Here is a 21,205-nt window from a genome sequence, read left to right as displayed (position 1 = left end):
GGCGGCTTTCCGATTGTCCAACATTGGATTTCAGCCGTTCTTTCAGTTCGACGCGTCCAGTGTGACGTATACCGGCGAGGATCATTTTTTGAAATTCCAATTCATCGGTCAATTCCGGAAAAGATTGGAGGAGTTTCTGAAGGCGACCGACTTCATCAGCAGTCAAGCGATTAAGAAGATGGCGCTCGAGAACCTCATTTTCATCGAGCCATTGGCGTGTTGTGTGATCTACCATAATGTTCTTTATGCAAGCAAGGGTTTTTATTTGAATCGTTTTTTAACTAAACTTTCGAGTTCTTTTTTACATTGCCATTTTTTGGCTTTGGCCACGTCCGTATTGCTAAAGTTTAACGCACGGGCTATCTCTTCCATTCCTTTCTCTTCAAGATAAAATAATGTAAGAACCTTTTTGCAGGTCGGACCGAGTTGCTGAATACACTCAAGAACGACTTTATACTCCTCTTTGTTTATAATAGATTTCAGTGCGTCAATTGTTTCCGCTTCAAGCGGATGGTCGTCAATAGCGCCGGTCTTTCCGATTTTTCGCTTGTTGATCTCCCGGAGCCATTTATTTCGTACGACCGAATATACATACGTACTGATTTTGGACGTTAAGTCAAAATCGCCGTGCGCCACATTTTCCCAAAGAACAATTAAGGCATCTTGCAACATGTCCTGTGCATCTTCTTCACGGCCATTATTGTCCAGAATATACTTCCGGACCATCATAATGTTGTTGTGATAAAGATGAACAAGGACCTTTTCGTCACCTTGGCGGATCCGTTCAATGATTTTTTGATCCGATTCAACCGTTGCCGTTTCGTAGCTGGGCAATTCCGTTTTCATCCTGCCGTCAATTGGTTAATAGATTAACGTTTCGGAGCGAATGTAAATAAGAAAATTAAAGAAAAATTAGAAATTAGCGAGCCAGTGCCCGTCTTTGATTTTTAACGTTTAAATCGGTTTTTTGCATTTTAAGGTCACGGATACGGGTTCGAATGATCATTTTTTCTTCCATATTCGAAACCATTTCGCTATAGGTTTGTAATATGGCTATAGCCTCATCAAACCGTTGCATTTTTTCATAAGCTTCGGCCAGGGGATAATACATTTCCTGATCTTGCGAATTGTCCTTATGTGCTTTTTCTAAATAAGGCAAAGCTTCATCAAAACGTCCTTGTGTCACATACAATTGCCCTACCGCCTTTTGATATTTCGGATCAGACGATAGCTCGGCGGCTGATTTTAACTCTTGTTCAGCGTCATTTAATTGCCGTTTAAGCAATAGACTATGCCCAAGGTTGTAATGAGCCGTTGCCAGTGAAGGGTCAATTTGGACTGCTTTCCGATAAGCCGTGATGGCATCATCAAGTTTTCCTTGCTGTCCGAATACGTTGCCGAGATTGTTATAAGCATGGCTGTGCTTTGAATCGATTTCTATTGTTTTTTCATACTGAAGCTGCGCCTTATCCGGAATGCCTAATTTCTCATATAAATTGCCTAACTGAAATTGTGCTTCGGTGTAATCGGGGTAAACTTCGATTGCACGACGATATTCCTCTGCCGCCGATGAAAAGTTACCTTCTTTTTCTAATTGGAGCCCTTTTTGGAAAAAGACTGAAGCCTTTGAAATCTCCTCGTCATGGCAGCCGCCGCAACCGGCCCATTGCAGCAACGCAAAGGTGCTATATACTAAACAGAATCGTCGTATCATGCTCATTTTTTCACGCCAATATAGATACTCGGTTTTTTAATCGCAAGCAAAAGGGTCATTTTTCGAGTAAAGTCAATTGATCCCGTAATGCAGCTGCTTTTTCAAATTCGAGTTTCTTGACAGCATCTTTCATTTCGGCTTTCAATTTATCGATCAATTGTTTTTTATCCTCGGCCGAAAGCATGACATTATAATCCGGCGCCATCTCAGCAACCATTTTTTTATAGTCGTTTTCTTCTTTATACGTGAAATAGTCTGCGACTGACGTTGCACGCATGATTTGCTCTTTAGATTTGGCGATAGTTTTTGGCGTAATACCTTTTTCCTGATTGAATCGAATCTGTAGTTCTCGACGTCGTTCAGTTTCGTCGATCACTTTTTGCATAGATTCGGTGATTTTATCGGCGTAAAAGATCACTTTACCGTGAATATGCCGCGCCGCGCGCCCTGCCGTTTGCATGAGTGAACGTTCACTGCGAAGGAATCCTTCCTTATCGGCGTCGATGATAGCCACCAGAGATACTTCAGGCAAATCGAGACCTTCGCGCAAGAGATTAATTCCGACGAGCACATCGAATTCAGCCAACCGTAAATCACGCAAAATGTCAATCCGTTCAATGGCATCGATTTCAGAGTGAATATACCGGACACGGATTTTTAAATTTGACAAATATTCGGTCAGATCTTCAGCCATGCGTTTAGTAAGCGTTGTGACGAGCACGCGTTCGTTTTTCTCAACGCGTTGACGGATTTCGTGCATAAGGTCGTCGATCTGATTTTTGATGGGGCGTACTTCGATTTCCGGATCGATCAAGCCTGTTGGTCGAATGATTTGCTCGATAATAACGCCGCCGCCTTTTTGTAACTCATATTCAGCAGGCGTTGCGCTGACGTAAACAACCTGATTCATCATTGATTCGAACTCTTCGAATTTCAACGGACGATTATCCAAGGCAGAAGGCAGGCGAAAGCCGTACTCGACAAGTGTAAGTTTGCGTGCGCGATCACCATTATACATTGCACGAACCTGTGGGAGCGTAGCATGCGATTCGTCGATAATCATCAGGAAATCTTTTGGAAAAAAATCGATGAGACAAGCCGGGCGTTCACCTTCCGCTCGTCCGGCGACGTGGCGGGAATAATTTTCGATGCCGGAACAATACCCGAGTTCCAACATCATTTCAATATCGTACTTGGTTCGTTGTTCGAGCCGCTGCGCTTCGAGTAATTTATTTTGAGAACGAAGTAGTTCCAGCCTTTCGGCCAATTCGGCCTGAATTCTCAAAATGGCCTGGTGCAGCTTACTTTCCGTCGTCACGAAATGGGTTGCCGGAAATACGATGGCGGTTTGCGATCGATGAAGAACTTTATTGGAAACCGGATCGTGATACGATATCTGATCGATTTCATCGCCGAACATTTCGACGCGGATATATTGATCTTCGTATGCCGGATAAATATCGATGACGTCGCCGCGTACACGGAACGTGCTGCGTTTGAAATCAAGATCGTTGCGGTTATATTGCATTTCCACGAGACGGGCGAGTATCTTATTGCGCTCGACTTTTTGGCCTTTTTCTACAAATACGTACATATCGCGATAATCTTCCGGCGACCCGATGCCGTATATGCAGCTAACCGATGCAACGATAATGACGTCTTTGCGCTCCAAAAGAGAGCTCGTGGCGCGCAACCGAAGCTTTTCAATCTCGTCGTTGATCGACATGTCTTTTTCGATAAACGTATCGCTGGAAGGAACATACGCTTCCGGCTGGTAATAATCGTAATAACTGATAAAATATTCGACGGCGTTGTCAGGAAAGAATTGTTTGAATTCGCCATACAATTGCGCCGCCAGCGTTTTATTATGCGACATGATCAGCGTTGGTTTGCCGATTTGAGCGATCACATTAGCCATGGTAAACGTTTTTCCTGAACCGGTAACACCGAGCAGCGTCTGATGTTTATCACCGCGCCGGATGCCGTCGATAAGTTTTTGAATAGCCGTAATCTGATCGCCTTCGGGCTTATAATCACTGACGAGATTGAATTTGGAATCTTTATAATGCATGGGTCGCTTTCGTTTAAGTGCGTGAACATAAGTAAAAAAATTATGGAAGGAAAGAGTGAAAGATGCATCGGATGCTCAAACTTCATGTTTCATCGGAATAATCCCTTGCATTACAGAATGGAATAGTTTAATTTCGTGAAACTTCTGAAGACCCATAAAAATTTAAAACATAAATACAAATATAATAAAAGGAGTGGATTATGAAGTTTTTCATTGATACCGCGAATTTGGACGAAATTCGCGAAGCCGCATCCTTAGGCGTATTGGATGGCGTCACAACCAATCCTTCGCTTGTAGCCAAAGAAAAAAATGTCAATTTTATCGAATTACTCAAGGAAATCTGTAAGATCGTTGACGGTCCAATTTCGGCCGAAGTTGTTAGCACCGATCTTGACGGTATTTTGAAAGAAGGTCATGAACTCGCTAAACTCCATTCCAACATAACCGTCAAATTACCGCTGATCAAGACCGGATTGCAGGCGTGTAAAATTTTCACGTCGGAAGGCATTAAGACTAATGTTACGCTGTGTTTTTCGCCGAACCAGGCGCTGCTTGCGGCCAAAGCCGGCGCGACGTTTGTCAGTCCGTTTGTGGGTCGTTTAGATGATATCAGCACCGACGGTATGCAACTGATCCAGGAAATTGTTACGGTGTACCACAATTATGATTATAAAACGCAAGTGTTGGTGGCCAGCGTGCGGCATCCGATGCATGTCGTCGAAGCTTGCCAAATCGGCGCTCATGTCTGTACTATGCCGTTTAAAGTGATCGAACAATTGATTCAACATCCGTTGACGGATATTGGATTGAAAAAATTCTTGTCTGACTGGGAAAAAATGAAAAGCGGAAAATAGTTAATCATTTACGTGCGTTCGATAGGTTGAAACTTTGAAATGTATTTGGTCGTTGAATCATCGAACGCATTTTTATTTTTAATTGAGGTAGAGTATTTATGAAACGCTTGTTTTTCGGATTGGTTTTTCTGATTGTGTCCGTCATGTCTGTTGTTTCACAGGATGATGTGACGTTTTCACGGCAAAACGCATTGACGCGCGCGATTAAAAAAGTCGTTCCGGCCGTCGTAGGTATCAATGTGGTTTCAATCAAAGAGTACACGTATCGCAATCCGTTTTTCAATGACGAATTTTTCAGTCAATTTTTTCCTAAGCAGAAATATTACGATAAAGTGAAGGGTTTGGGGTCGGGATTTATTATTTCCGAAGACGGATATATTTTGACGAACCAGCACGTTGTCGAAGGTGCAGTAGAAATTTTGATTACGCTGACTGATGGCTCTAAATATCCTGCGCAAATCGTCGGCTTAGATCAAACGACTGATCTTGCGCTGTTAAAAGTTAATCCCGATAGAAAATTAACGTTTCTGAAATTCGGCGATTCCGACGATTTGATTATCGGCGAATGGGTGATTGCTCTGGGAAACCCGTTCGGTCTTTTTGATATTAACAACCAGCCGACGGTAACGGTGGGCGTCATCAGCGCTACGCAACGGGATTTCGGCATGGTAGACGGCCAGCATGTTTATCAGAACATGATCCAAACAGATGCGGCCATTAACGGCGGCAATAGCGGCGGTCCGTTGGTGAATGCGCTTGGTGAAGTGATAGGAATTAACACGTTTATCTATAGCGGAAGTACCAATGCAAAAACCAGCATTGGAATCGGTTTTGCCATTCCTATCAATCGTATCAATAAAATTCTGAAGGAGCTGAAAGAAAAGGGTGCCGTTGACCGGACATTTACAATGGGATTCAAGTATCAGTCGGTTGATCGTATGATTGCGCAATACCTCGGGGTTGGCGATGTTCGCGGCATTGTGGTATCAGAAGTCGAAAAAAACGGTCCGGCTGAAAAATCAGGTTTGAAGGTTAGCGATGTGATTCTGACGATGAACGGGAAAAACGTAAACAATGAATACGACTTTCAAAAAATCATTCTCGGAGATGATTTACGCGTTGGTGACGTAGTGGATATGGAAATTGTTCGCGAAAAGAAAAAATTTAAGGCTAAACTGACGCTTGGAAAAGCGTCTTAATTCGGAAGGTTTTATCATGCAAGTAGCAAAAAATACGGTTGTGACGATCGACTACACGCTTACTAACGACGACGGCGAAATTTTGGATACTTCGAAAGGTCATGAACCGTTATCCTATATTCAGGGTATTGGTAATATTATTACCGGATTGGAAACGGCCATGGAAGGACGCGTTGCAGGCGACATATTCAAAGTATCGATTCCACCGGAAGATGCTTACGGTATTTGGGAAGAATCACTGATGCAGGTAGTGCCTATGAGTGCGTTCGGGGACATGGAAGGCGTTGAAATAGGAAATCAATTTCAAATCCAAACCGCCGAAGGGCCGCGTGTCATGACGGTGGTGGAAGTCACGGACGATGAAGTAACACTTGACGGGAATCATCCTCTGGCTGACATGACATTGAATTTCGATGTGGCCGTAGTCAACGTAAGACCAGCTACCGCTGAAGAACTCAGTCATGGCCATGTTCACGGAGCCGGAGGGCACCATCATTAGTTATTCGAATTCATAAGAAAATAAAAAACGCTGCAGTCAGATGCTCGCAGCGTTTTTTTATCGGGCTATTTTTAATGTGATCACAATTTCCTTCCAACCACCACCGTTTTTTTTGCATTTTTATTGAATCCTGTAATTTCGTCAATGACCTCAAGATACATAACATAAATTCCCATCCTGACAAAACGGTTCTGCTGATCTTTCCCATCCCAAGACACTTCTCTATAAACACCTGTTGGTGCATTATTGAGCAGCGTTCGAATGTGACGACCTTGATGGTCATAAATTTTCAGAGTGACGCGTGCTTGTGTAACCGGTAGTTCAATAATAATTTTTGTTTCTTCGTTACGATCGATGAAAAAAGGATTCGGTGTAGCGCTGAGTTTAATTTTTTTCGGTTGCTGTCCACCGGCAAAAATACTGTTGACTTCACCCGGAGTACCGCCTTCGATAAAGACGCAAGAGCCCCAGTTAACAGCTTGACTTGCATTAGCCGTTGGATTAATCTTTTCAAGAGCGATACCCTCGCCGCCGCCCCACGACGCCAGATAGTCGACGCTGTCGATTGCTGATCCGATCCAATCTCGAAGGATAATTCTTGCGCCTGTATTTTGTAAAGTTTTCCATGAAGAAGGAACGATGATCCGGTCCGTATTGAGATCAAATCGGTCTGAAAAGGTTTTGTTTTGTGCTATGACAATGTATGCTTTCGGGGCTACTGAAACTGATGATTGCGTAATAAGCATCTTATCGTCATTAATTTGCAATACCCAGTTTGACAAAGATATGGCTGAATCTCCGGGATTATATAACTCAATGTATTCCGGTTCATCTGAAAACGAACTGAACATGATTTCATTGATAATGAGCGAATGCTCCGGAAAAGGAGTGGCTGATAAAATGCTATTGAGTTGTCCTGGAGTCGATCCCTGAGCAGCCACACACGTCGTCCAATTGCCGGGATCGTTGGAAAGGCCGCCGATGTCAATTCGTTCAATGCTTATGCCTTTCCTTCCGCCCCACGAACTGAAATAATAAACGCTATCGACCACTACTCCGACAGAGTCGGCCAGATAAACGGCGTCATCCGTATTGTTCAGGCTTGGCATTGATGGAATAACGATAATCAAACTATCCGGAATGGCAGCATTTTTGGGTAAAGATTTTTTTTGAAATTTTGAATGAAATGCCGTATCCGAAGTCAGAATTCTAAACGATTGAGGAAAAAGCCAATAATCGTTCGTAACAATTGTTTTCTGTCCGGATGCATCGCCGATTTTCCAATTCCTTAAGTTCAGAATCTCATCGCTGCGATTATAAATTTCTACAAATTCCGATTGAGTCGAGTCAGGTTCATACAAAAACTCATTGATCACAACAGAAAAAGATTGGACACCGAAACTGAGATTTTGGAAGGCCGAATTATTTTCTATTCTCTGATCATCGGTAAAATCAATGACCACGAAAATTTGCGGCGAAACTCCGGAAACTCCAGGCGTTGTCCACGCAAACGTAATTACCATGGAGTCGTTTTCAGCGAGATTATTAAACGATTGATGAGATATTTCCTCAGTGGTTTCCGGCAGATTGTTGTTATTGCCGTCGTAAAATGCCGTGACGGTAAATGATGCTGTGATGGGCTGTAAACCGATGTTTCGGATAAGAGCGTGAATCGAAACGGGTTCGCCAACAGCCGGATGCGCCGGCGAAAATGTAATGTCTTTTTTGAATAAAGCGATATCGAGCGGGACCGGTGTGACGCTATTGATTTTCCCGGGAGTAGCTCCGAATGGATTTATAGAAGAATGCCAATTGGCCGATGAATATGAATTCCCGGCAGCGCTGATGCGTTCAAGTGAAACATCTGTTGACCCGCCCCATTTCGATTCGTACATCAAACTATCAATGACCGCACCTACGCTGTCGAAAAGGCCAATCATATCGCCGCTATTATTCAGCGTTGGGAATGATGAAATGAAAAGCTTTTTTGACACATTCGGAAATTTTAAATTAAACTGGTTGGAGTCTTTACCAACGACAACATATTCTCCTGGATAAATAGGTGAGGAGGGGTTGGTAATTGTAATTTTCGTTGCAAAGTTGGTCTGATCGGAATTGCCGTCAGCGATGGTCCATTTTTTTAAATCAATAGTATCGGGACCCGGGTTATATAATTCAATCCATTCGGTCGCGCCGGTGCCGGGAACATAATTAATTTCGTTGATGATGATGCTTGATCGTCTTGTTCCTATTAAAAGGGAATGCGACGCAGAATTATTTTGCGCGCGTTGATCGGCATTATAGTCAATTCGAACAAAAATGATTCGGCCTGCTTGTGCTGTATCGTTGATCATTGTAATGAGCGAGTCGCCCGCAGCTAGTAGGACTACATTCTGTTGCAAGAGTATAGTTGTATCCGCTCCGGCAATCCTGAATACATTGACGCTAAAATTTTCGCTGGCCAGCAATCCGACATTGTGTACTTTGCTGAAAATGGTGAAGACTTGCCCGAATATAGGAAAACCTGGCGAGAAAGTGATATCCGCTGCCGATATGCTCAAATCGTAGCTGGCCGGTGTGGCTGTATTTTCTGTCCCGGGAGTGCCGCCAATAATTGCTGTAGTTGATTTCCAATTCGTGACACTGTTCGAAGCGCTGTCGGCGAGCCTTCGTTCAAGCGATATTCCGACGCCTCCACCCCAACCGGAACGGAAACGTACGCTATCGATTGTAATGCCGGTCGGAGTGATGATTTTTACAACGTCGCCGCCGTTGTTCAGGGAAGGTAACCCCGATAAATAAATTCTTTTGATGGCATTGTCTAATGTGCCATAATGCTGATGAAAGGATGTCGAGTCCTGGATAATTACGGCATAGTGTCCGGCGCGCAGACTGTCAGCTTTATTGGTGAGCATAATGACCGAAGAGGAGTCACCAATTTTCCACGATTGGAGGCTGATGTCGTTGTCGGTTCGGTTGAATAATTCCACCCATTCGGGAATTTCGCCGGAAATAGCATTGTAAAGAAATTCATTAACGACAATAGAACCCGGAGCAGCCGAAACTACAATCGAGTCGCGGCGCGAATTATTGGTAGCTTTTTCATCAGGCGAGGGGTTTAAACTATTAATTGGAATTTCAACAATGTAATAATGTTTGCCAAGGGTAACATTTAAAACTGAAAATGAAATGATGGTTGAATCACCCGAGGCGAAATTGCCTGAATAATTTTCAGTGTTTTTTAATTCATCAATGTCGGCGATTAAATTTTTATTTAAATCTTCATAGAGGTTGGCAGTAAATCCATTAATGGCATTCACGCCCAAATTTTTGATTGGAACATTAATTTGCAATGATCCACCGGCCACAGGAACTAGCGGAGAAAAATTCATTGGAACAACGGCGACGTCGAAAGCCGGAATAGTTTCAAGCGAATCGATAATAACATTATTGGCCAATACCGTGTCCATAGAGGGCAATGTACTGTCGCCGACGATTTGAGCCATATAAATATGCTTTCCCGCCGACAACGGATTGGTCGTTATCGAAACTATAGCCGAGTCGCCGCGATTGAGAAGTGTTTCAGAAGTGACAGAATCAATTGCTTCCGAAGGATCGGCCGAATAATTGGCATTCAGATCCTCATAAAATTTTATTTTAAAAGTCTCGACGTTGTATATACCGATATTTTTAATGTTTGCGGAAATTTGAACCGAATTGCCCGTTGGCGGAGAAAGAGGATTAAATTGAAGCGGGCTGGATTTGATCGAAAGGTCGGTTTCCGGCGGCGCGCCGGGAGTACCTAGTAAAAAAATACTATTCGTCCAATTGTTTGGTGCGTCGTCATTGACTAAGTTAATTTTTTCATCTGAAAAACCTTCCGTGTTACCGAGCGAATAACGGTATCTAGCGATAGTATCTCGTGGAAAAGTTTTGATGAGCATCACCGTTTCGGATGCTGAATTATTCAATCCTCCCGAACCAAAAGTAGTGCCCTGAATTTTTAGAATCCGCGCTGTATCAGGAATTATATTTCTATAAAGCCCTGATGAGATGGAGTAGTCAGTGTCAAAAATAATTGCAAATTGCCCGGGATAAAGCAGAGTGCCTTCCGTGGTGCCTATTACTTTATCTGAGTCGTTTCCCCCGGCGCTATCGGATATAATCCAGTTCGACAAATCATAAGTCAGCGTCTTACTGTAATTATAAACTTCTATGAATTCATCAGTGGTTTCACTTCCGGAAGGGTCGAACATGACTTCTGTAATGGTCAAACTATCCGTAGGGGCCGACTGAAGCCCCGGGATCCACACTAAAAGCGTGAATAAAAAAAACATGAATCGATTAGACATGACGCTACGATGATGGTGATTTTATTCTTTTAATTTAGATACGGCGCCGCTTTGAAATTGCAAAAGATGAACCGACGTATTGGCGCGGGAATCTTTTGAGAATCGGATAGTATTATGAATGCCGTTCCACTCGATCCCTTTTTCGAGTTCGGCCTGAATATCTTCAGATAAATAGTTTCCTTTTTTGATGATTTCTGAAATCAACTCCATCAGATCATACCCGTACACTCCTTCCCTTCCGGCATCGTATCCGAATTTTTGACGGTAGGCTTGCAGAAAATTTTTAGTTCGCGTTTCGCCGTTATTAACAAAATATTCCGAAATAAAAATCGCTCCGTTAACATAATTTTGTTGCAGTTTGAGTTCGGTCAGATCGTACCAATTATCGCCGCCGAGTAATTGTGTTTTAATATTATAGAAGGCAAGTTGCGGCGCGATATATTTGATATCATCGGAGTAGATCGGAAGAAAAACGGCGTCGATATTCGTCAGAGGTGTTTTAAAATCTTCTGGGTTATCAGGATCAACGGGAAAGTAACGGTTGTAAATAGAATCGATTTGTTGAATACTCCAAACGCCTTTACTGATAGCACCATTAACCTGATCGATGAGCCCAAGTTTGCGAATCGTCGTAATCTGAGCGCGGTAATCCTGCGTATTATCATAAAATTTTTGTGATACGACGACGTGGCCACCAAAAGATTCTACTGCAGCAGAAAAACTAGTAGTTGCAGTTTCTCCGTAAGCATCCGACGGAGCAAGGATTGCAAACTTTTTAAGTCCCATTTTCTGAACGGCATACCGTGCGATCGCCCTGCTGCGTGTTTCAACGTCCACATTGGCCTGATAAATATACGCGCCAATGTCCGTTAGGTCGGACTGTGTGGCGGTAGGAGAGATCATTGGCATATGACGAAAATTGGCTACGACTGCTGCTGCGGCCATCATCGTACTTTCTGCCGGCCCGATGATCAGGCTGATCGAAGGATTGTCCGTCAAAGCTTGAGCCGCTTTAATACATTGCACGATATCGGATCGATCGTCATACGTGATCAATTCAATTTTAATCTTATTGGATTCATTGTATTTCGCAATCGCCAGTTCGACTCCGTTTTTGACCGATTTACCGATTTCGGCATAAGGACCGCTTAGAGATACGATCAATCCGATCACTACAGGTCCGTCATTTTTCTCATCGGCTTCTTTCAACAAAGCTTTTGCAATTTTGATATCGTCATGCTTCGGATTGAGTTTGATAAATTCTTCAAGAATTGATGAGGCTTTTCGATAACGTTCGATGGAAATAAGTTTTCGTGCGTAGAATAATTGCAGATCATTGTTAGTAGAAACGAGCGGAGCAATCTCCTGCGACGACAGCGAATACTGTATCATCTGGTCGAGTATAAGCGCAGCTTCTTCGGATGCTTGCTTATTTTTTGAATTTTTAATTTCCGTTAGCTTCTTGATTGCACTTTCGTATTGACGCGATTCATAGTCAGCCTGTGCTAATTGAAGCAATGCGTCGTCGCGGTAATCGGATTTTGGAAATTTCTCTAAAAGTAACGATGCCGTTTGTGCGGAGCGCTGCATCAGTCCGGTCTGGCTGTATGTTTTTGATAATAGTAATAACGATGCCGAAGTGTAAGAACCCGATGGATACTGTTCGAGCAGATTCTGAAGGGAGTGCAAGGATTCATCATAGCGGTGAGCTTGATAAGCTTGCAAAGCCTGGTTAAAAAGTTTTTTTTCGTTTGGATCGTTTTGAGCAAGGAGGGATACGGTAAAAAGGCATAATGCCAGTGACCAGGAATATTTCATGCAAATAATGTTAGTGTGTGTATGAAGGGAATTCTTTAAGAACCTTTGAAAATATAGAATTTCCATCAAAGAGTTCAACTAAAAAATGGTAACAATTTTTAGTTTGACAATCCACAATGAGTTGTTTATATTGCCGTCCCTTAAGATAAAGACTGAAAGTTAAGAAATTAAATATAAATAAAACCATACAGGAGCATCTCGCATGCCTAATCACAAGTCGGCTGAAGAACGTGTCCGTCGCAATGAGCGCGACAATAGTAAAAACCGTCACTATAAAAGCTTGTTGAAAACGTCTTTAAAAGCGGTTACTTCGGCGAAAGATAAAAAAGCCGCAACGGAAAGTTTGAATGCTTTCGTGAGTTTGGTAGATAAGATGGTTGTAAAAGGTATCCTGCACCGCAATAAAGCAGCCAATACCAAATCAAAAGTTGCCAAAAAAGTTCAAGCAATGGCTTAAGAAAAAACCGGGTTCGCCCGGTTTTTTAGTTTATGGCCAATTGAAGTTTTGCGGCCTCTTCTTTTAAAACTTCTTTATCGACGAATGGTTTCTTTTCATCCTTGATATATTGAAATCGTTCGTGTCCTCTTCCTGCAATAACCACAATGTCTCCGGCCTGTGCTGTTTTTATCCCTTCCGCTATTGCTAATCTCCGGTCTTCGATCACCTTATAACGATCCGTTGTCATACCTGCAATGATGTCCCGAATAATTGCGGTGGGCTCTTCAAAGTGAACATCATCGGTTGTGACAATAACCAAATCCGATAATCGCGATGCAATAGCTCCCATTAACGGACGTTTGGAAGGATCGCGGCTGCCGGGGCAACCAAAAATCGTAATGATCCGGCCATTGCCCCGAATGGAGTCTACGGCGGTCAACAGTTTTTCAAGGCCGTCAGGAGTGTGAGCAAAATCGATAACGACACTGAAATTGTCGGCGTCCAGCCACTCAAATCGCCCGTCAACACCCGGCAATATGGGAAGTTCGGACAGGATTTTTTTCGAATCAAAGCCAAGGCGTATCATGGTCGCATAAACCGCCAACATGTTATACGCGTTGTATTCGCCGATCAAACGCGTTTGAAGAATCAACTGTGAGCGTTCGTACGTTATTTGAACTTTTTGAAGACGGGTTGTCGGATCGAATTGCGATCCTGTCAATTTAAAAGTGTCGGCTGCTTTTCCGTAATCAAACGATATCCGTCGCAGAGCTTTGCCGCGCTGAAAAATTTTTCCGCCGTAAGGATCGTCAGTATTAATCACCATAAAGCCGGTGGGTTTGATCATATCGAATAGTTGCGATTTGGCCTGAAAATAATCATCCATCGTCGGATGTAATTCGCGGTGTTCGTGTGTCAGGTTGGTAAAAATCGCAGCATCGAAAGCCATTCCCCAGACGCGTTTGAGTTTGAGAGCATGCGACGATACTTCCATGACTAAAAATTTTGCACCGCGATCATAACCTTCCCGGATAATTCGATGAATTTCGAATGCCGGCGGAGTCGTGTAATCCGTCGGATAATAAGTACCGGCGACATAAATTCCTGTTGTACCGATGAAGACGGACGATTGCGAAAAGGATGTTAAAAGATGGTGAATCATGGTGGCAATAGTTGTTTTGCCATTGGTGCCGGTCACGCCGATCATCGTCATGTTGATAGTATCGGTTTGATAAAATTTTATGGCCGTTTCGGCCATAAATTGATGGATATCGCTGACATGGATGTAAGCAATGTTTGGCCGAATCAGCTGAGGCATGTGTTGCGAGACAATGACCGAAGCCCCTTTGGCGAGCGCATTTTCGATAAATGCATTACCGTCACGCTGTTCGCCGGTTATTGCAAAAAACATTTCTTGAGGGCGAATGAATCGTGAATCGCTATTGAATCCGGCGACGGCAACGTCCGTTGGACCTTTGATAGTAATGACAAGCGGTTGGGAAGCAATTAATTCGGAGAGCAGGCGGTTCATTTGAGCAGGCCGTTATCGTTGGATTGAATATTAAAATACGCCATGACTGATTCCATACTGGACGAAAATTTTTTCAACGTACCGGCGTATTGTTTATAACGTTCGCTGGCGGCGGCCAGTTCAACGATGTCATTGGAAATATCGGTAAAAGAAACGGAAATTTGCTGATTGGCCATACGTTGTTGCTGGATCGCGATGTAAATTTGTTTTGCGGCGTCGGCTGATTTTTTTGCCCACTCGGAAATTTCCCTAAAATACTGGTATGTCATCTGAGCGGATTGATACGTGTCTTCAACTTTTTCGGAGTTTTCTTGTGACGCAACGACCAAACGCGATGTGGCATCCTGAATTGTTTCCGTCAACATCTTGATACTATGAATCGATTTGGTCACGCGGTCTGACAATCCGCGTACTTCGTTGGCGACGACTTTGAAGCGCTTGCCATATTCGCCGGCTGAACTTGCTTCGATAGCCGCATTCAATGCGATAAGATTCGTTTCGTCGGCAATACTGATAATCAGATTCAATACTTGCTCGATTTCCTGAATTGCTTCACTCAGTTGAATAATGTCCGATACGCTGACGTGATTCTGCTCGCGGACAGCCGACATTAGTTGAACCGTATTGTTCATATTCGTCAAACCGTTGGTAGCGTGTTTTTCAGTGTCTTCTGCAAAGTTGACGACCGAACTGGCGCTTTCGGAGATTTGTTTCGACGATTCCAAAAGTTCATTCAATGTTGAAGAAGTCTGTGTAACCGACGCCGATTGGCGAACCAGCGATTGATTTTGTTCGGAGGAAATATCCGCCATGAGATTGGATGCGGCGTGCATTTCACTGCTGTGGGTTTGCAATTGGTTAATTTTATCCTGAATCATTTGTACGACATCATCCAGCCGGTTATTCAGCAAGCCGGTTTCGTCGGGTGTGAGTGAAACAGTTACTTCACCGAATTGTCCCTGATGGACGGCGCCCAATGTTTTTTCTAATCGCGACAAAGCGCCCGTAAAACGGTACACCATCAACCAAACGATCAGTGAAAAAGCTGCGCAGATTCCAAGCGTACTGAGTAACAGATCTCCCGAAAACCGGCGAATTTCATGGTCGGTTAGCAGCGGTAATTTTGCCGGTTTCTGGATGATCAAAATTTGCAGCCGTTCATGGTGAAACTCCGCTTTTGACCAGGCGTTGACCGCTAAAACGGCTGTTGCCAGCAAACAAACCATGAGGATTTTATGTTTGATCGAAAGCGTTTGTGATAGGTCAATAGGGAATCCTTCATGTCGCAATGCCATCAGTGGCGGCGTTACGTAACGTTCCATCACCAGATAATCTAACGCAATCGTAAAAATAACGGCAATAAATATATCGTTGGTTAGTTCATTGGATGATCCCCATATCATCGACGGTAAAACGGTACATACCGAAAACAATACGAATTCAATAATAAACAATTGTCGGGGAAATTCAATCAGATCGCGTCCAGCTTTTTCGAATTGAGTACGAGAAGGTTTTTTTAATGAGATCGCTTTGTGTGCAGTATAAAGCATTTTCCGGTGAATCAAGAACGTCAACCCGAGGTAAGCCATAAATCCCAGAATAACCGGTGTGTCAATGACCGGATGGATTGAATCTCTTGTGAATAAAGAGGAGAAAGCTAAAAACAAGCATAAACCTGCCGCATGCGTCAGGCGGGAATATGCAAACGCCGAAGGAAAATACGTCGCACGGTTTGTATTAAAAAAATGCTGAAAGGATAAACGTTCGGCGATATTCCGTATCATGACACTCCGGAAAGGTTGGTCGTCGGGATGTTTTGAAAGTAATTATTTACGCCGCTTTTTGCAAGAACAGAATCGAAAGCCTTACATAAAAAACAAACCCGATGCATCAGGCATCGGGTTTTCCGTAAGGAGCAAGGTTAACAGAGTTAAATGGCATTTATAATTTTAGATCATGACTTTGTGCTAAGAATTAGTAAATAAAATGCAAGGAGTAAGGTTGCGAACAAAGCGACCGGGTAGAAAATTCCTGTATTGCCCGTCAGGACATGCGGCGAATAAAAAATATATCCGATGCTGGTCAGAATGACTCCTAATAACAAGAACCCGGTAATTCGTAATAATGTTTTGTTACGCATAATTTCCTCCACATTGATCTGTTCCGCTTGTCTTTCCATCGAAAAATCTCATATCTGGTTCATAGTGAATTTCATGTGGTGCTGACTATAACATTTCAATTCCAATGCCAAGTTTTTATAAAAATCCAATTAAGTCTAAATAATTGAAATATATATAAATACATTGAAAGCATTTGAATTGCATAGTTGGTTTTTAGTTTGATTGTGTGTTTCGTAACAAACTAACTGTATCACAATGATACAACCTGTGTTTTGGATTTAACAAGTTTTTGGCTTGATTTTTCAATGCTTTATCTTTAAGTTAAATGGACATAACGATGACAAAAATTCATGCAACTTGCTCTTGACTTCAGAGTAAATCCCATTGTCAATGAAATGCCTGTGAGTGAGCAGGTTGATTCAGTCACGTTGCATGAAATTTTCCGGAAGACTTATGGGTTTTATAAAGGTCGTTCACGGAAAGATATTATTGTCAAAGAATTTCATATCTGTTTTTTTCGGTATTCCGGTCTCAAGCATACCCTACGTATTCATCATCATCTTGCAGTCATCAGGCTTAGCGAATGGTCGCGGTGCGAAAGCGCTGACTTTTTCGAAGCGTTGGCACATATTCTGTGGTCAAAAATTTTTAGTGTAAAATGTCCGCTTCACTATCAGGAGAAATACCGGGAACGTGAACGGACTCTAATGGAGCAAATTCCTTCAGGACAAGACGGTTCTAAAAAAATTATTCGACCTCCCAAAGGGAGCGTATATGACTTACAGGCGATAATGGACGGATTGATCAACACATATTTTTCGGTGGAAGGGTTCAAGGATGTTAATATTGGCTGGAGCCATAAGAAAGCCATTCGGCGACTCGGTCATTACGACGGATCGGCTAAAGCGATCGTATTAAGCGCAGCTTTGGATCATAGATCGGTTCCGCCTTTTGTCATCGAATCGATAGTTTATCATGAAATGTTACACCATCTGAATCCTGTCGAATTCAAAAAAGGACGCCATGTGATTCATACCAAAGCATTCAAAAAAATGGAAGAAGCATACCCTTTCATGAATGAAGCCGAGACGTGGCTAAAACAGTCGTTCCCGGGATTCGTTCGTCGTCAACAACGTAACCAATGGACGAGTTGATATGCCTGGGCGATTATTGATTACTGGCGGAACTGGAACACTGGGCAGTCATCTGGTTAGAATGGCCGACGCTGATGGACGGTGGGATGAAATTCATTCGACCTACTGTACGTTGAATCCGAATTTTCATAAAATTTTCTGGCATTACATGGATGCGCGCAATTCGATTAGTCCGATTCTGGAAAAAATCAAACCGGACTGCGTTATTCATACGCTCGCGATGACGTCGCCCGATGCGTGTGAATCCAAAAAATTGGATGCGTGGCAAATCAACGTCGAAACTACCAAGGAAATAGCCGATTATTCGCATGCGCATCAGATTCGTATGATTTTTACTTCAAGCGATCTGGTGTTTGACGGTGAGAAGGGCAATTATTTTGAAGACGATACATTCAATCCGGTTAGTTTTTACGGTGATACAAAAGCTGAAGCCGAGCAAATTGTGAACGAACGCATGGGACGATTGTTGAACGTGCGAATCAGTCTTTTATACGGTTTTAATTTAAATTTACGTCAGATTTTTTTTGATCAGATGGTTACATCGATTAAAAACAAACAACCCATCGTCCTTTTCAGCGATCAGTTCAGAACCATGATGAATGTTTCCAATGCCGCAGCATGTCTGCTCGAACTAGCGGAAGGTGAGCAGACCGGTCTATTGCATCTTGGCGGGCCGGAGCGGATCAGCCGGTTAGATTTCGGCAAGCGCCTCGCTAAATTTCTCGGCGTCAATGCCAAAACCTTATCATCGCAGCCAATGTCGGCAATAAAAAGTAGAGCGCGCCGGCCGGCGGATGTTTCATTGAATACCGACAAAGCAAAATCGATTCTCAAAACCCGAATTCAAACTATTGAAGAAGGATTCGAACAGGTTTTTAACTCATAAAAAAAGGAGGCGTTATGTCAGGTCCCGGTTCAAGCGATTTGCAAGGCTATTATGCGATTATCGAACAAGTTATTTCCGGTTTAGGCGTTGCGCCTGACGTCTGTCGTGTCAAGGATCAGAACGGTGCTGTGACGCCCGGGCAGTGGAATTTAGTTAAAGGGTCTGCGAATATTTATGTCGATGTGTACACGACGCAGGATGGTTACGCTTATTGTTGTGTCGCGTCACCGATCATGAAAATCGTGACTGCGAATACGGCTGGATTGTACGAAAAATTATTGAAACTGAATCATGATATGTATGCGGCGAGTTTTTCGATCAATCAGGGGTGGGTATGGCTGAGAATTTTACGGGAATGTGCGGGAATGGATGCCGCCGAGTGTCGAGCGATGTTTGACCGCGTTGGATGGTACGCCGATCAATACGACGATGAATTGAAAAAAGAATTCGGCAGTTAGTTATTTCAGTTGTTTGGCTTTGTGAGCCATGGCGTCAATTTTCTTGGCAAAAAGTTTATGTGCTTCGTCTTTTTCCGCGCCGCTGAAACTTTCCATGAAGATTTTATAACTGCGGAGGACGCCGGCAACGACATTTTTGGCCTCGATGATTTCACGGTCTTCTGCGCCATCGACCAGCGCTATATCCAGGGTCTCCATGGCTTCTTCGATTTCCCGCGCCATTGTGATCGATTTTTCTTTGGATTCAATGTCCATAACGTTGGGTAGTTGAGATTCAAAGTTTCTTGGTTAAAAGTAAAGAAAAAATACTGTTATTTGCAATTGTCAATATGAAATCAACGGCAATTCACGATTGGGTCAAAAAACGGCAGGATGAGTGGATCGCTTTACGGCGGCATTTGCATTCATTTCCTGAATTGAGCCATAAAGAATTCAAGACATCACAGTATGTGGCCGAATTTCTTCAACGTGAAGGAATTGCGGTGCAAGCTGGCGCAGCTGTAACCGGTTTGGTCACTCAAAACAAAGGCCGCGTAAATCGTACGATCGGGTTGCGCTGTGATCTGGATGCACTGCAAATTACCGAAGAAACGGGTTCGCCCTTCGCAAGCCGCCATCCCGGCGTGATGCATGCGTGCGGGCATGATGTGCACACCTCCGTTGTTGCCGGTACGAATGTAATATTACATGCATTGCGTGATAATCTGCCGGGAAACGTGAAATGCATTTACCAGCCTGCGGAAGAAGCGGACCGTGGCGGCGCGGAAATGGTAATTCGCGAAGGGTTCATCGACGATGTCGAAGCGATGTTCGGTATTCACGTCGACCCGTCGCTTCCAGTAGGAAAATTCGGCGTCCGCGCTGGCGCAATGATGGCATCGATCGATTTTTTTGAGATCACAGTCCGCGGGCCTGGCGGTCATGGTGCGCGGCCGCATCAAACCGTCGATACGCTTTTTGTCACATCACAAGTCATGAATGCGCTTTACCAAATGCATAGCCGGCGATTCAGTGCGCTGGAACAACCGTCCGTGATCTCGATCTGTAAAATCAACGGCGGACATCAGGCCAATGTTATTCCGGCGTCGTGCACATTTGCCGGTACTTTCCGTACGTTCGATGATGCTGTGCGCGTTCAACTGCGCCAATTAGTTGAAGAGACGGCAGTGAGCATTAGCCGTGCACATGGCGCGGAATGTGAAGTTCGTATCACGCCCAATGCACCACCGGTCATTAATGATGAACGTTTAGGTTTGTTGGTTGAAGAAACAATTGCCGAAGTTTTTGGAGAAGAAAGTATTGTTCGTTTAGAACATCCAATGACGGCGAGTGAAGATTTTGCGTATTATCGCGAAAAGTGTCCGATTTATTTCCTTAGGCTCGGTATTGCGTCCGGCGAAGCCACGTCGTATCCGTTGCATAGCCCAAAATTCAATGTGGATGAACGAGTGATAGGTTATGCTGTGGAATTATTGAGTAATTTGATGATCCGGTATTTTGAAAAATAGTTTTCAAACAAGATTTCGATCCAAGCACGAATATTAAATAATTCTGACGATTTTGACATTAAAAAAAGAGGACCCGCATCGCTAACACACTGGGCAATGCGGGTTTAATTAGAAGGAGGATGAGGCTTTTATTTCAATACAGCATCCTGCTGTAGCGATTACTAGTTAATTCGGCTGATCATGTTTTTGGGAAATACTGTTTCCAAAATATTGCGGCATTGATTCTCAAGTTCTGCCGGGAAACTCCAATAATGCACATTGTGAAAGTTTCCGTATGCATAGCCAAAAGGGGACAGTTTGAATTTCGCTTCGAGAACCTGTTTCGTATCGCGCGAAGGAATACTGAATATTACGCGATGCTGATTCGTAGTCAAAGCTTTCATAAAACCTCCCGCTTTTTTTAAATTGCGTTATCTAAAGTAACGATTACTAAATGAATCAATTTCCGTGCCCATGTTTCCGAGAAAATTACATTTTTTTAATTCATTGGTTTTTTTAAATTTGAATAAATATGTGACTGCAAGTTTTTAAATTCAGTTGTGTAAAAAACGAGTCAGCTATTGTAGTTTTGCCTCAAAATGATTCATATCAATAAATCCGTA

General features: G+C 43.2%; 19 protein-coding genes. 8 read left to right on the top strand and 11 right to left on the bottom strand.

Translation table 11 applies throughout. The annotated features are described in order from the left end of the window. The 4 genes from K1X84_04575 to uvrB form a co-directional block, all read right to left on the bottom strand. Nucleotides 1-235, bottom strand: a 235-nt coding sequence (locus K1X84_04575; protein MBX7150889.1) for a hypothetical protein, incomplete at its 3' end; no start/stop codon positions are given. Between the two features lie 26 nt (nucleotides 236-261). Further along, nucleotides 262-846: a sigma-70 family RNA polymerase sigma factor gene (locus tag K1X84_04570; GenBank protein ID MBX7150888.1), complete on the bottom strand. Its 585-nt coding sequence runs from the start codon at nucleotides 844-846 to the stop codon at nucleotides 262-264. Between the two features lie 73 nt (nucleotides 847-919). Next, entirely contained in the window at nucleotides 920-1,714 is a 795-nt protein-coding gene (locus tag K1X84_04565) for a tetratricopeptide repeat protein (GenBank protein MBX7150887.1), read from the bottom strand. A 55-nt stretch (nucleotides 1,715-1,769) separates the two neighbouring features. After that, nucleotides 1,770-3,785: an excinuclease ABC subunit UvrB gene (gene uvrB, locus K1X84_04560; protein ID MBX7150886.1), complete on the bottom strand. Its 2,016-nt coding sequence runs from the start codon at nucleotides 3,783-3,785 to the stop codon at nucleotides 1,770-1,772. Nucleotides 3,786-3,985: 200 nt separating this feature from the next. On the opposite strand from uvrB, the gene fsa reads away from it, so the two are divergent. From fsa to K1X84_04545, 3 genes are all read left to right on the top strand, one after another. Then, entirely contained in the window at nucleotides 3,986-4,639 is a 654-nt protein-coding gene (gene fsa, locus K1X84_04555) for a fructose-6-phosphate aldolase (protein MBX7150885.1), read from the top strand. A 98-nt stretch (nucleotides 4,640-4,737) separates the two neighbouring features. Further along, the gene (locus tag K1X84_04550; GenBank protein MBX7150884.1) at nucleotides 4,738-5,838 is read left to right on the top strand and encodes a trypsin-like peptidase domain-containing protein; all 1,101 of its coding nucleotides are present in this window, start codon (nucleotides 4,738-4,740) and stop codon (nucleotides 5,836-5,838) included. A 16-nt stretch (nucleotides 5,839-5,854) separates the two neighbouring features. Then, nucleotides 5,855-6,337 carry a peptidylprolyl isomerase gene (locus K1X84_04545; GenBank protein ID MBX7150883.1) on the top strand — a complete coding sequence of 161 codons (483 nt, stop codon included), beginning with the start codon at nucleotides 5,855-5,857 and terminating at the stop codon, nucleotides 6,335-6,337. Between the two features lie 80 nt (nucleotides 6,338-6,417). Here K1X84_04545 and K1X84_04540 read toward each other — a convergent pair whose 3' ends face one another. Together K1X84_04540 and K1X84_04535 are read right to left on the bottom strand one after the other, a co-directional pair. After that, the gene (locus K1X84_04540) at nucleotides 6,418-10,689 is read right to left on the bottom strand and encodes a lamin tail domain-containing protein (protein ID MBX7150882.1); all 4,272 of its coding nucleotides are present in this window, start codon (nucleotides 10,687-10,689) and stop codon (nucleotides 6,418-6,420) included. 21 nt (nucleotides 10,690-10,710) lie between these two features. Next, complete coding sequence (locus K1X84_04535; protein MBX7150881.1) at nucleotides 10,711-12,507, bottom strand: ABC transporter substrate-binding protein; 1,797 nt, start codon at nucleotides 12,505-12,507, stop codon at nucleotides 10,711-10,713. Between the two features lie 202 nt (nucleotides 12,508-12,709). Between K1X84_04535 and rpsT the strand changes: the two genes are divergently transcribed. Further along, nucleotides 12,710-12,964, top strand: coding sequence for a 30S ribosomal protein S20 (gene rpsT, locus K1X84_04530; protein ID MBX7150880.1), 255 nt, complete (start codon nucleotides 12,710-12,712; stop codon nucleotides 12,962-12,964). 25 nt (nucleotides 12,965-12,989) lie between these two features. Here the strand turns inward: rpsT and K1X84_04525 are convergent, their stop codons facing one another. The 3 genes from K1X84_04525 to K1X84_04515 all read right to left on the bottom strand — a co-directional run bounded on the left by K1X84_04525 (nucleotide 12,990) and on the right by K1X84_04515 (nucleotide 16,656). Then, nucleotides 12,990-14,477, bottom strand: coding sequence for a UDP-N-acetylmuramoyl-L-alanyl-D-glutamate--2,6-diaminopimelate ligase (locus K1X84_04525; GenBank protein ID MBX7150879.1), 1,488 nt, complete (start codon nucleotides 14,475-14,477; stop codon nucleotides 12,990-12,992). Further along, nucleotides 14,474-16,261 carry a methyl-accepting chemotaxis protein gene (locus K1X84_04520; protein MBX7150878.1) on the bottom strand — a complete coding sequence of 596 codons (1,788 nt, stop codon included), beginning with the start codon at nucleotides 16,259-16,261 and terminating at the stop codon, nucleotides 14,474-14,476. The genes K1X84_04525 and K1X84_04520 overlap by 4 nt, the downstream gene beginning before the upstream one ends. A 170-nt stretch (nucleotides 16,262-16,431) precedes the next feature. Continuing rightward, a complete protein-coding gene (locus K1X84_04515; GenBank protein MBX7150877.1) occupies nucleotides 16,432-16,656 on the bottom strand; it encodes a hypothetical protein in 225 nt (74 codons plus the stop codon). Nucleotides 16,657-16,947: 291 nt separating this feature from the next. Between K1X84_04515 and K1X84_04510 the strand changes: the two genes are divergently transcribed. From K1X84_04510 to K1X84_04500, 3 genes are read left to right on the top strand one after another with little or no spacing between them, the layout of a single operon-like run. Beyond that, nucleotides 16,948-17,751, top strand: coding sequence for a hypothetical protein (locus tag K1X84_04510; protein ID MBX7150876.1), 804 nt, complete (start codon nucleotides 16,948-16,950; stop codon nucleotides 17,749-17,751). Nucleotide 17,752: 1 nt separating this feature from the next. Beyond that, nucleotides 17,753-18,637 carry an SDR family oxidoreductase gene (locus K1X84_04505; protein MBX7150875.1) on the top strand — a complete coding sequence of 295 codons (885 nt, stop codon included), beginning with the start codon at nucleotides 17,753-17,755 and terminating at the stop codon, nucleotides 18,635-18,637. Between the two features lie 14 nt (nucleotides 18,638-18,651). Continuing rightward, nucleotides 18,652-19,095, top strand: a complete 444-nt coding sequence (locus K1X84_04500; protein MBX7150874.1) for a YbjN domain-containing protein — start codon at nucleotides 18,652-18,654, stop codon at nucleotides 19,093-19,095. Here K1X84_04500 and K1X84_04495 read toward each other — a convergent pair whose 3' ends face one another. Beyond that, the gene (locus tag K1X84_04495) at nucleotides 19,096-19,350 is read right to left on the bottom strand and encodes a hypothetical protein (GenBank protein MBX7150873.1); all 255 of its coding nucleotides are present in this window, start codon (nucleotides 19,348-19,350) and stop codon (nucleotides 19,096-19,098) included. It lies immediately after the preceding gene. Nucleotides 19,351-19,424: 74 nt separating this feature from the next. On the opposite strand from K1X84_04495, the gene K1X84_04490 reads away from it, so the two are divergent. Continuing rightward, nucleotides 19,425-20,603 carry an amidohydrolase gene (locus tag K1X84_04490; GenBank protein MBX7150872.1) on the top strand — a complete coding sequence of 393 codons (1,179 nt, stop codon included), beginning with the start codon at nucleotides 19,425-19,427 and terminating at the stop codon, nucleotides 20,601-20,603. Nucleotides 20,604-20,764: 161 nt separating this feature from the next. Here the strand turns inward: K1X84_04490 and K1X84_04485 are convergent, their stop codons facing one another. Then, the gene (locus K1X84_04485; protein ID MBX7150871.1) at nucleotides 20,765-20,986 is read right to left on the bottom strand and encodes a hypothetical protein; all 222 of its coding nucleotides are present in this window, start codon (nucleotides 20,984-20,986) and stop codon (nucleotides 20,765-20,767) included. Nucleotides 20,987-21,205 lie beyond the last annotated feature (219 nt).

This window comes from bacterium (assembly GCA_019695335.1).
Taxonomy (GTDB): Bacteria; CLD3; CLD3; order SB21; family SB21; genus JABWBZ01.
This window is presented reverse-complemented; position numbering and strand designations above follow the sequence as displayed.

What these genes read in the sequence shown, in the direction of transcription:
- K1X84_04570 (MBX7150888.1), bottom strand. Translation starts at nt 846, where the DNA reads ATGAAAACGGAATTGCCCAGCTACGAAACGGCAACGGTTGAATCGGAT.
- K1X84_04565 (MBX7150887.1), bottom strand. Translation starts at nt 1,714, where the DNA reads ATGATACGACGATTCTGTTTAGTATATAGCACCTTTGCGTTGCTGCAA.
- uvrB (MBX7150886.1), bottom strand. Translation starts at nt 3,785, where the DNA reads ATGCATTATAAAGATTCCAAATTCAATCTCGTCAGTGATTATAAGCCC.
- fsa (MBX7150885.1), top strand. Translation starts at nt 3,986, where the DNA reads ATGAAGTTTTTCATTGATACCGCGAATTTGGACGAAATTCGCGAAGCC.
- K1X84_04550 (MBX7150884.1), top strand. Translation starts at nt 4,738, where the DNA reads ATGAAACGCTTGTTTTTCGGATTGGTTTTTCTGATTGTGTCCGTCATG.
- K1X84_04545 (MBX7150883.1), top strand. Translation starts at nt 5,855, where the DNA reads ATGCAAGTAGCAAAAAATACGGTTGTGACGATCGACTACACGCTTACT.
- K1X84_04540 (MBX7150882.1), bottom strand. Translation starts at nt 10,689, where the DNA reads ATGTCTAATCGATTCATGTTTTTTTTATTCACGCTTTTAGTGTGGATC.
- K1X84_04535 (MBX7150881.1), bottom strand. Translation starts at nt 12,507, where the DNA reads ATGAAATATTCCTGGTCACTGGCATTATGCCTTTTTACCGTATCCCTC.
- rpsT (MBX7150880.1), top strand. Translation starts at nt 12,710, where the DNA reads ATGCCTAATCACAAGTCGGCTGAAGAACGTGTCCGTCGCAATGAGCGC.
- K1X84_04525 (MBX7150879.1), bottom strand. Translation starts at nt 14,477, where the DNA reads ATGAACCGCCTGCTCTCCGAATTAATTGCTTCCCAACCGCTTGTCATT.
- K1X84_04520 (MBX7150878.1), bottom strand. Translation starts at nt 16,261, where the DNA reads ATGATACGGAATATCGCCGAACGTTTATCCTTTCAGCATTTTTTTAAT.
- K1X84_04515 (MBX7150877.1), bottom strand. Translation starts at nt 16,656, where the DNA reads ATGGAAAGACAAGCGGAACAGATCAATGTGGAGGAAATTATGCGTAAC.
- K1X84_04510 (MBX7150876.1), top strand. Translation starts at nt 16,948, where the DNA reads ATGCAACTTGCTCTTGACTTCAGAGTAAATCCCATTGTCAATGAAATG.
- K1X84_04505 (MBX7150875.1), top strand. Translation starts at nt 17,753, where the DNA reads ATGCCTGGGCGATTATTGATTACTGGCGGAACTGGAACACTGGGCAGT.
- K1X84_04500 (MBX7150874.1), top strand. Translation starts at nt 18,652, where the DNA reads ATGTCAGGTCCCGGTTCAAGCGATTTGCAAGGCTATTATGCGATTATC.
- K1X84_04495 (MBX7150873.1), bottom strand. Translation starts at nt 19,350, where the DNA reads ATGGACATTGAATCCAAAGAAAAATCGATCACAATGGCGCGGGAAATC.
- K1X84_04490 (MBX7150872.1), top strand. Translation starts at nt 19,425, where the DNA reads ATGAAATCAACGGCAATTCACGATTGGGTCAAAAAACGGCAGGATGAG.
- K1X84_04485 (MBX7150871.1), bottom strand. Translation starts at nt 20,986, where the DNA reads ATGAAAGCTTTGACTACGAATCAGCATCGCGTAATATTCAGTATTCCT.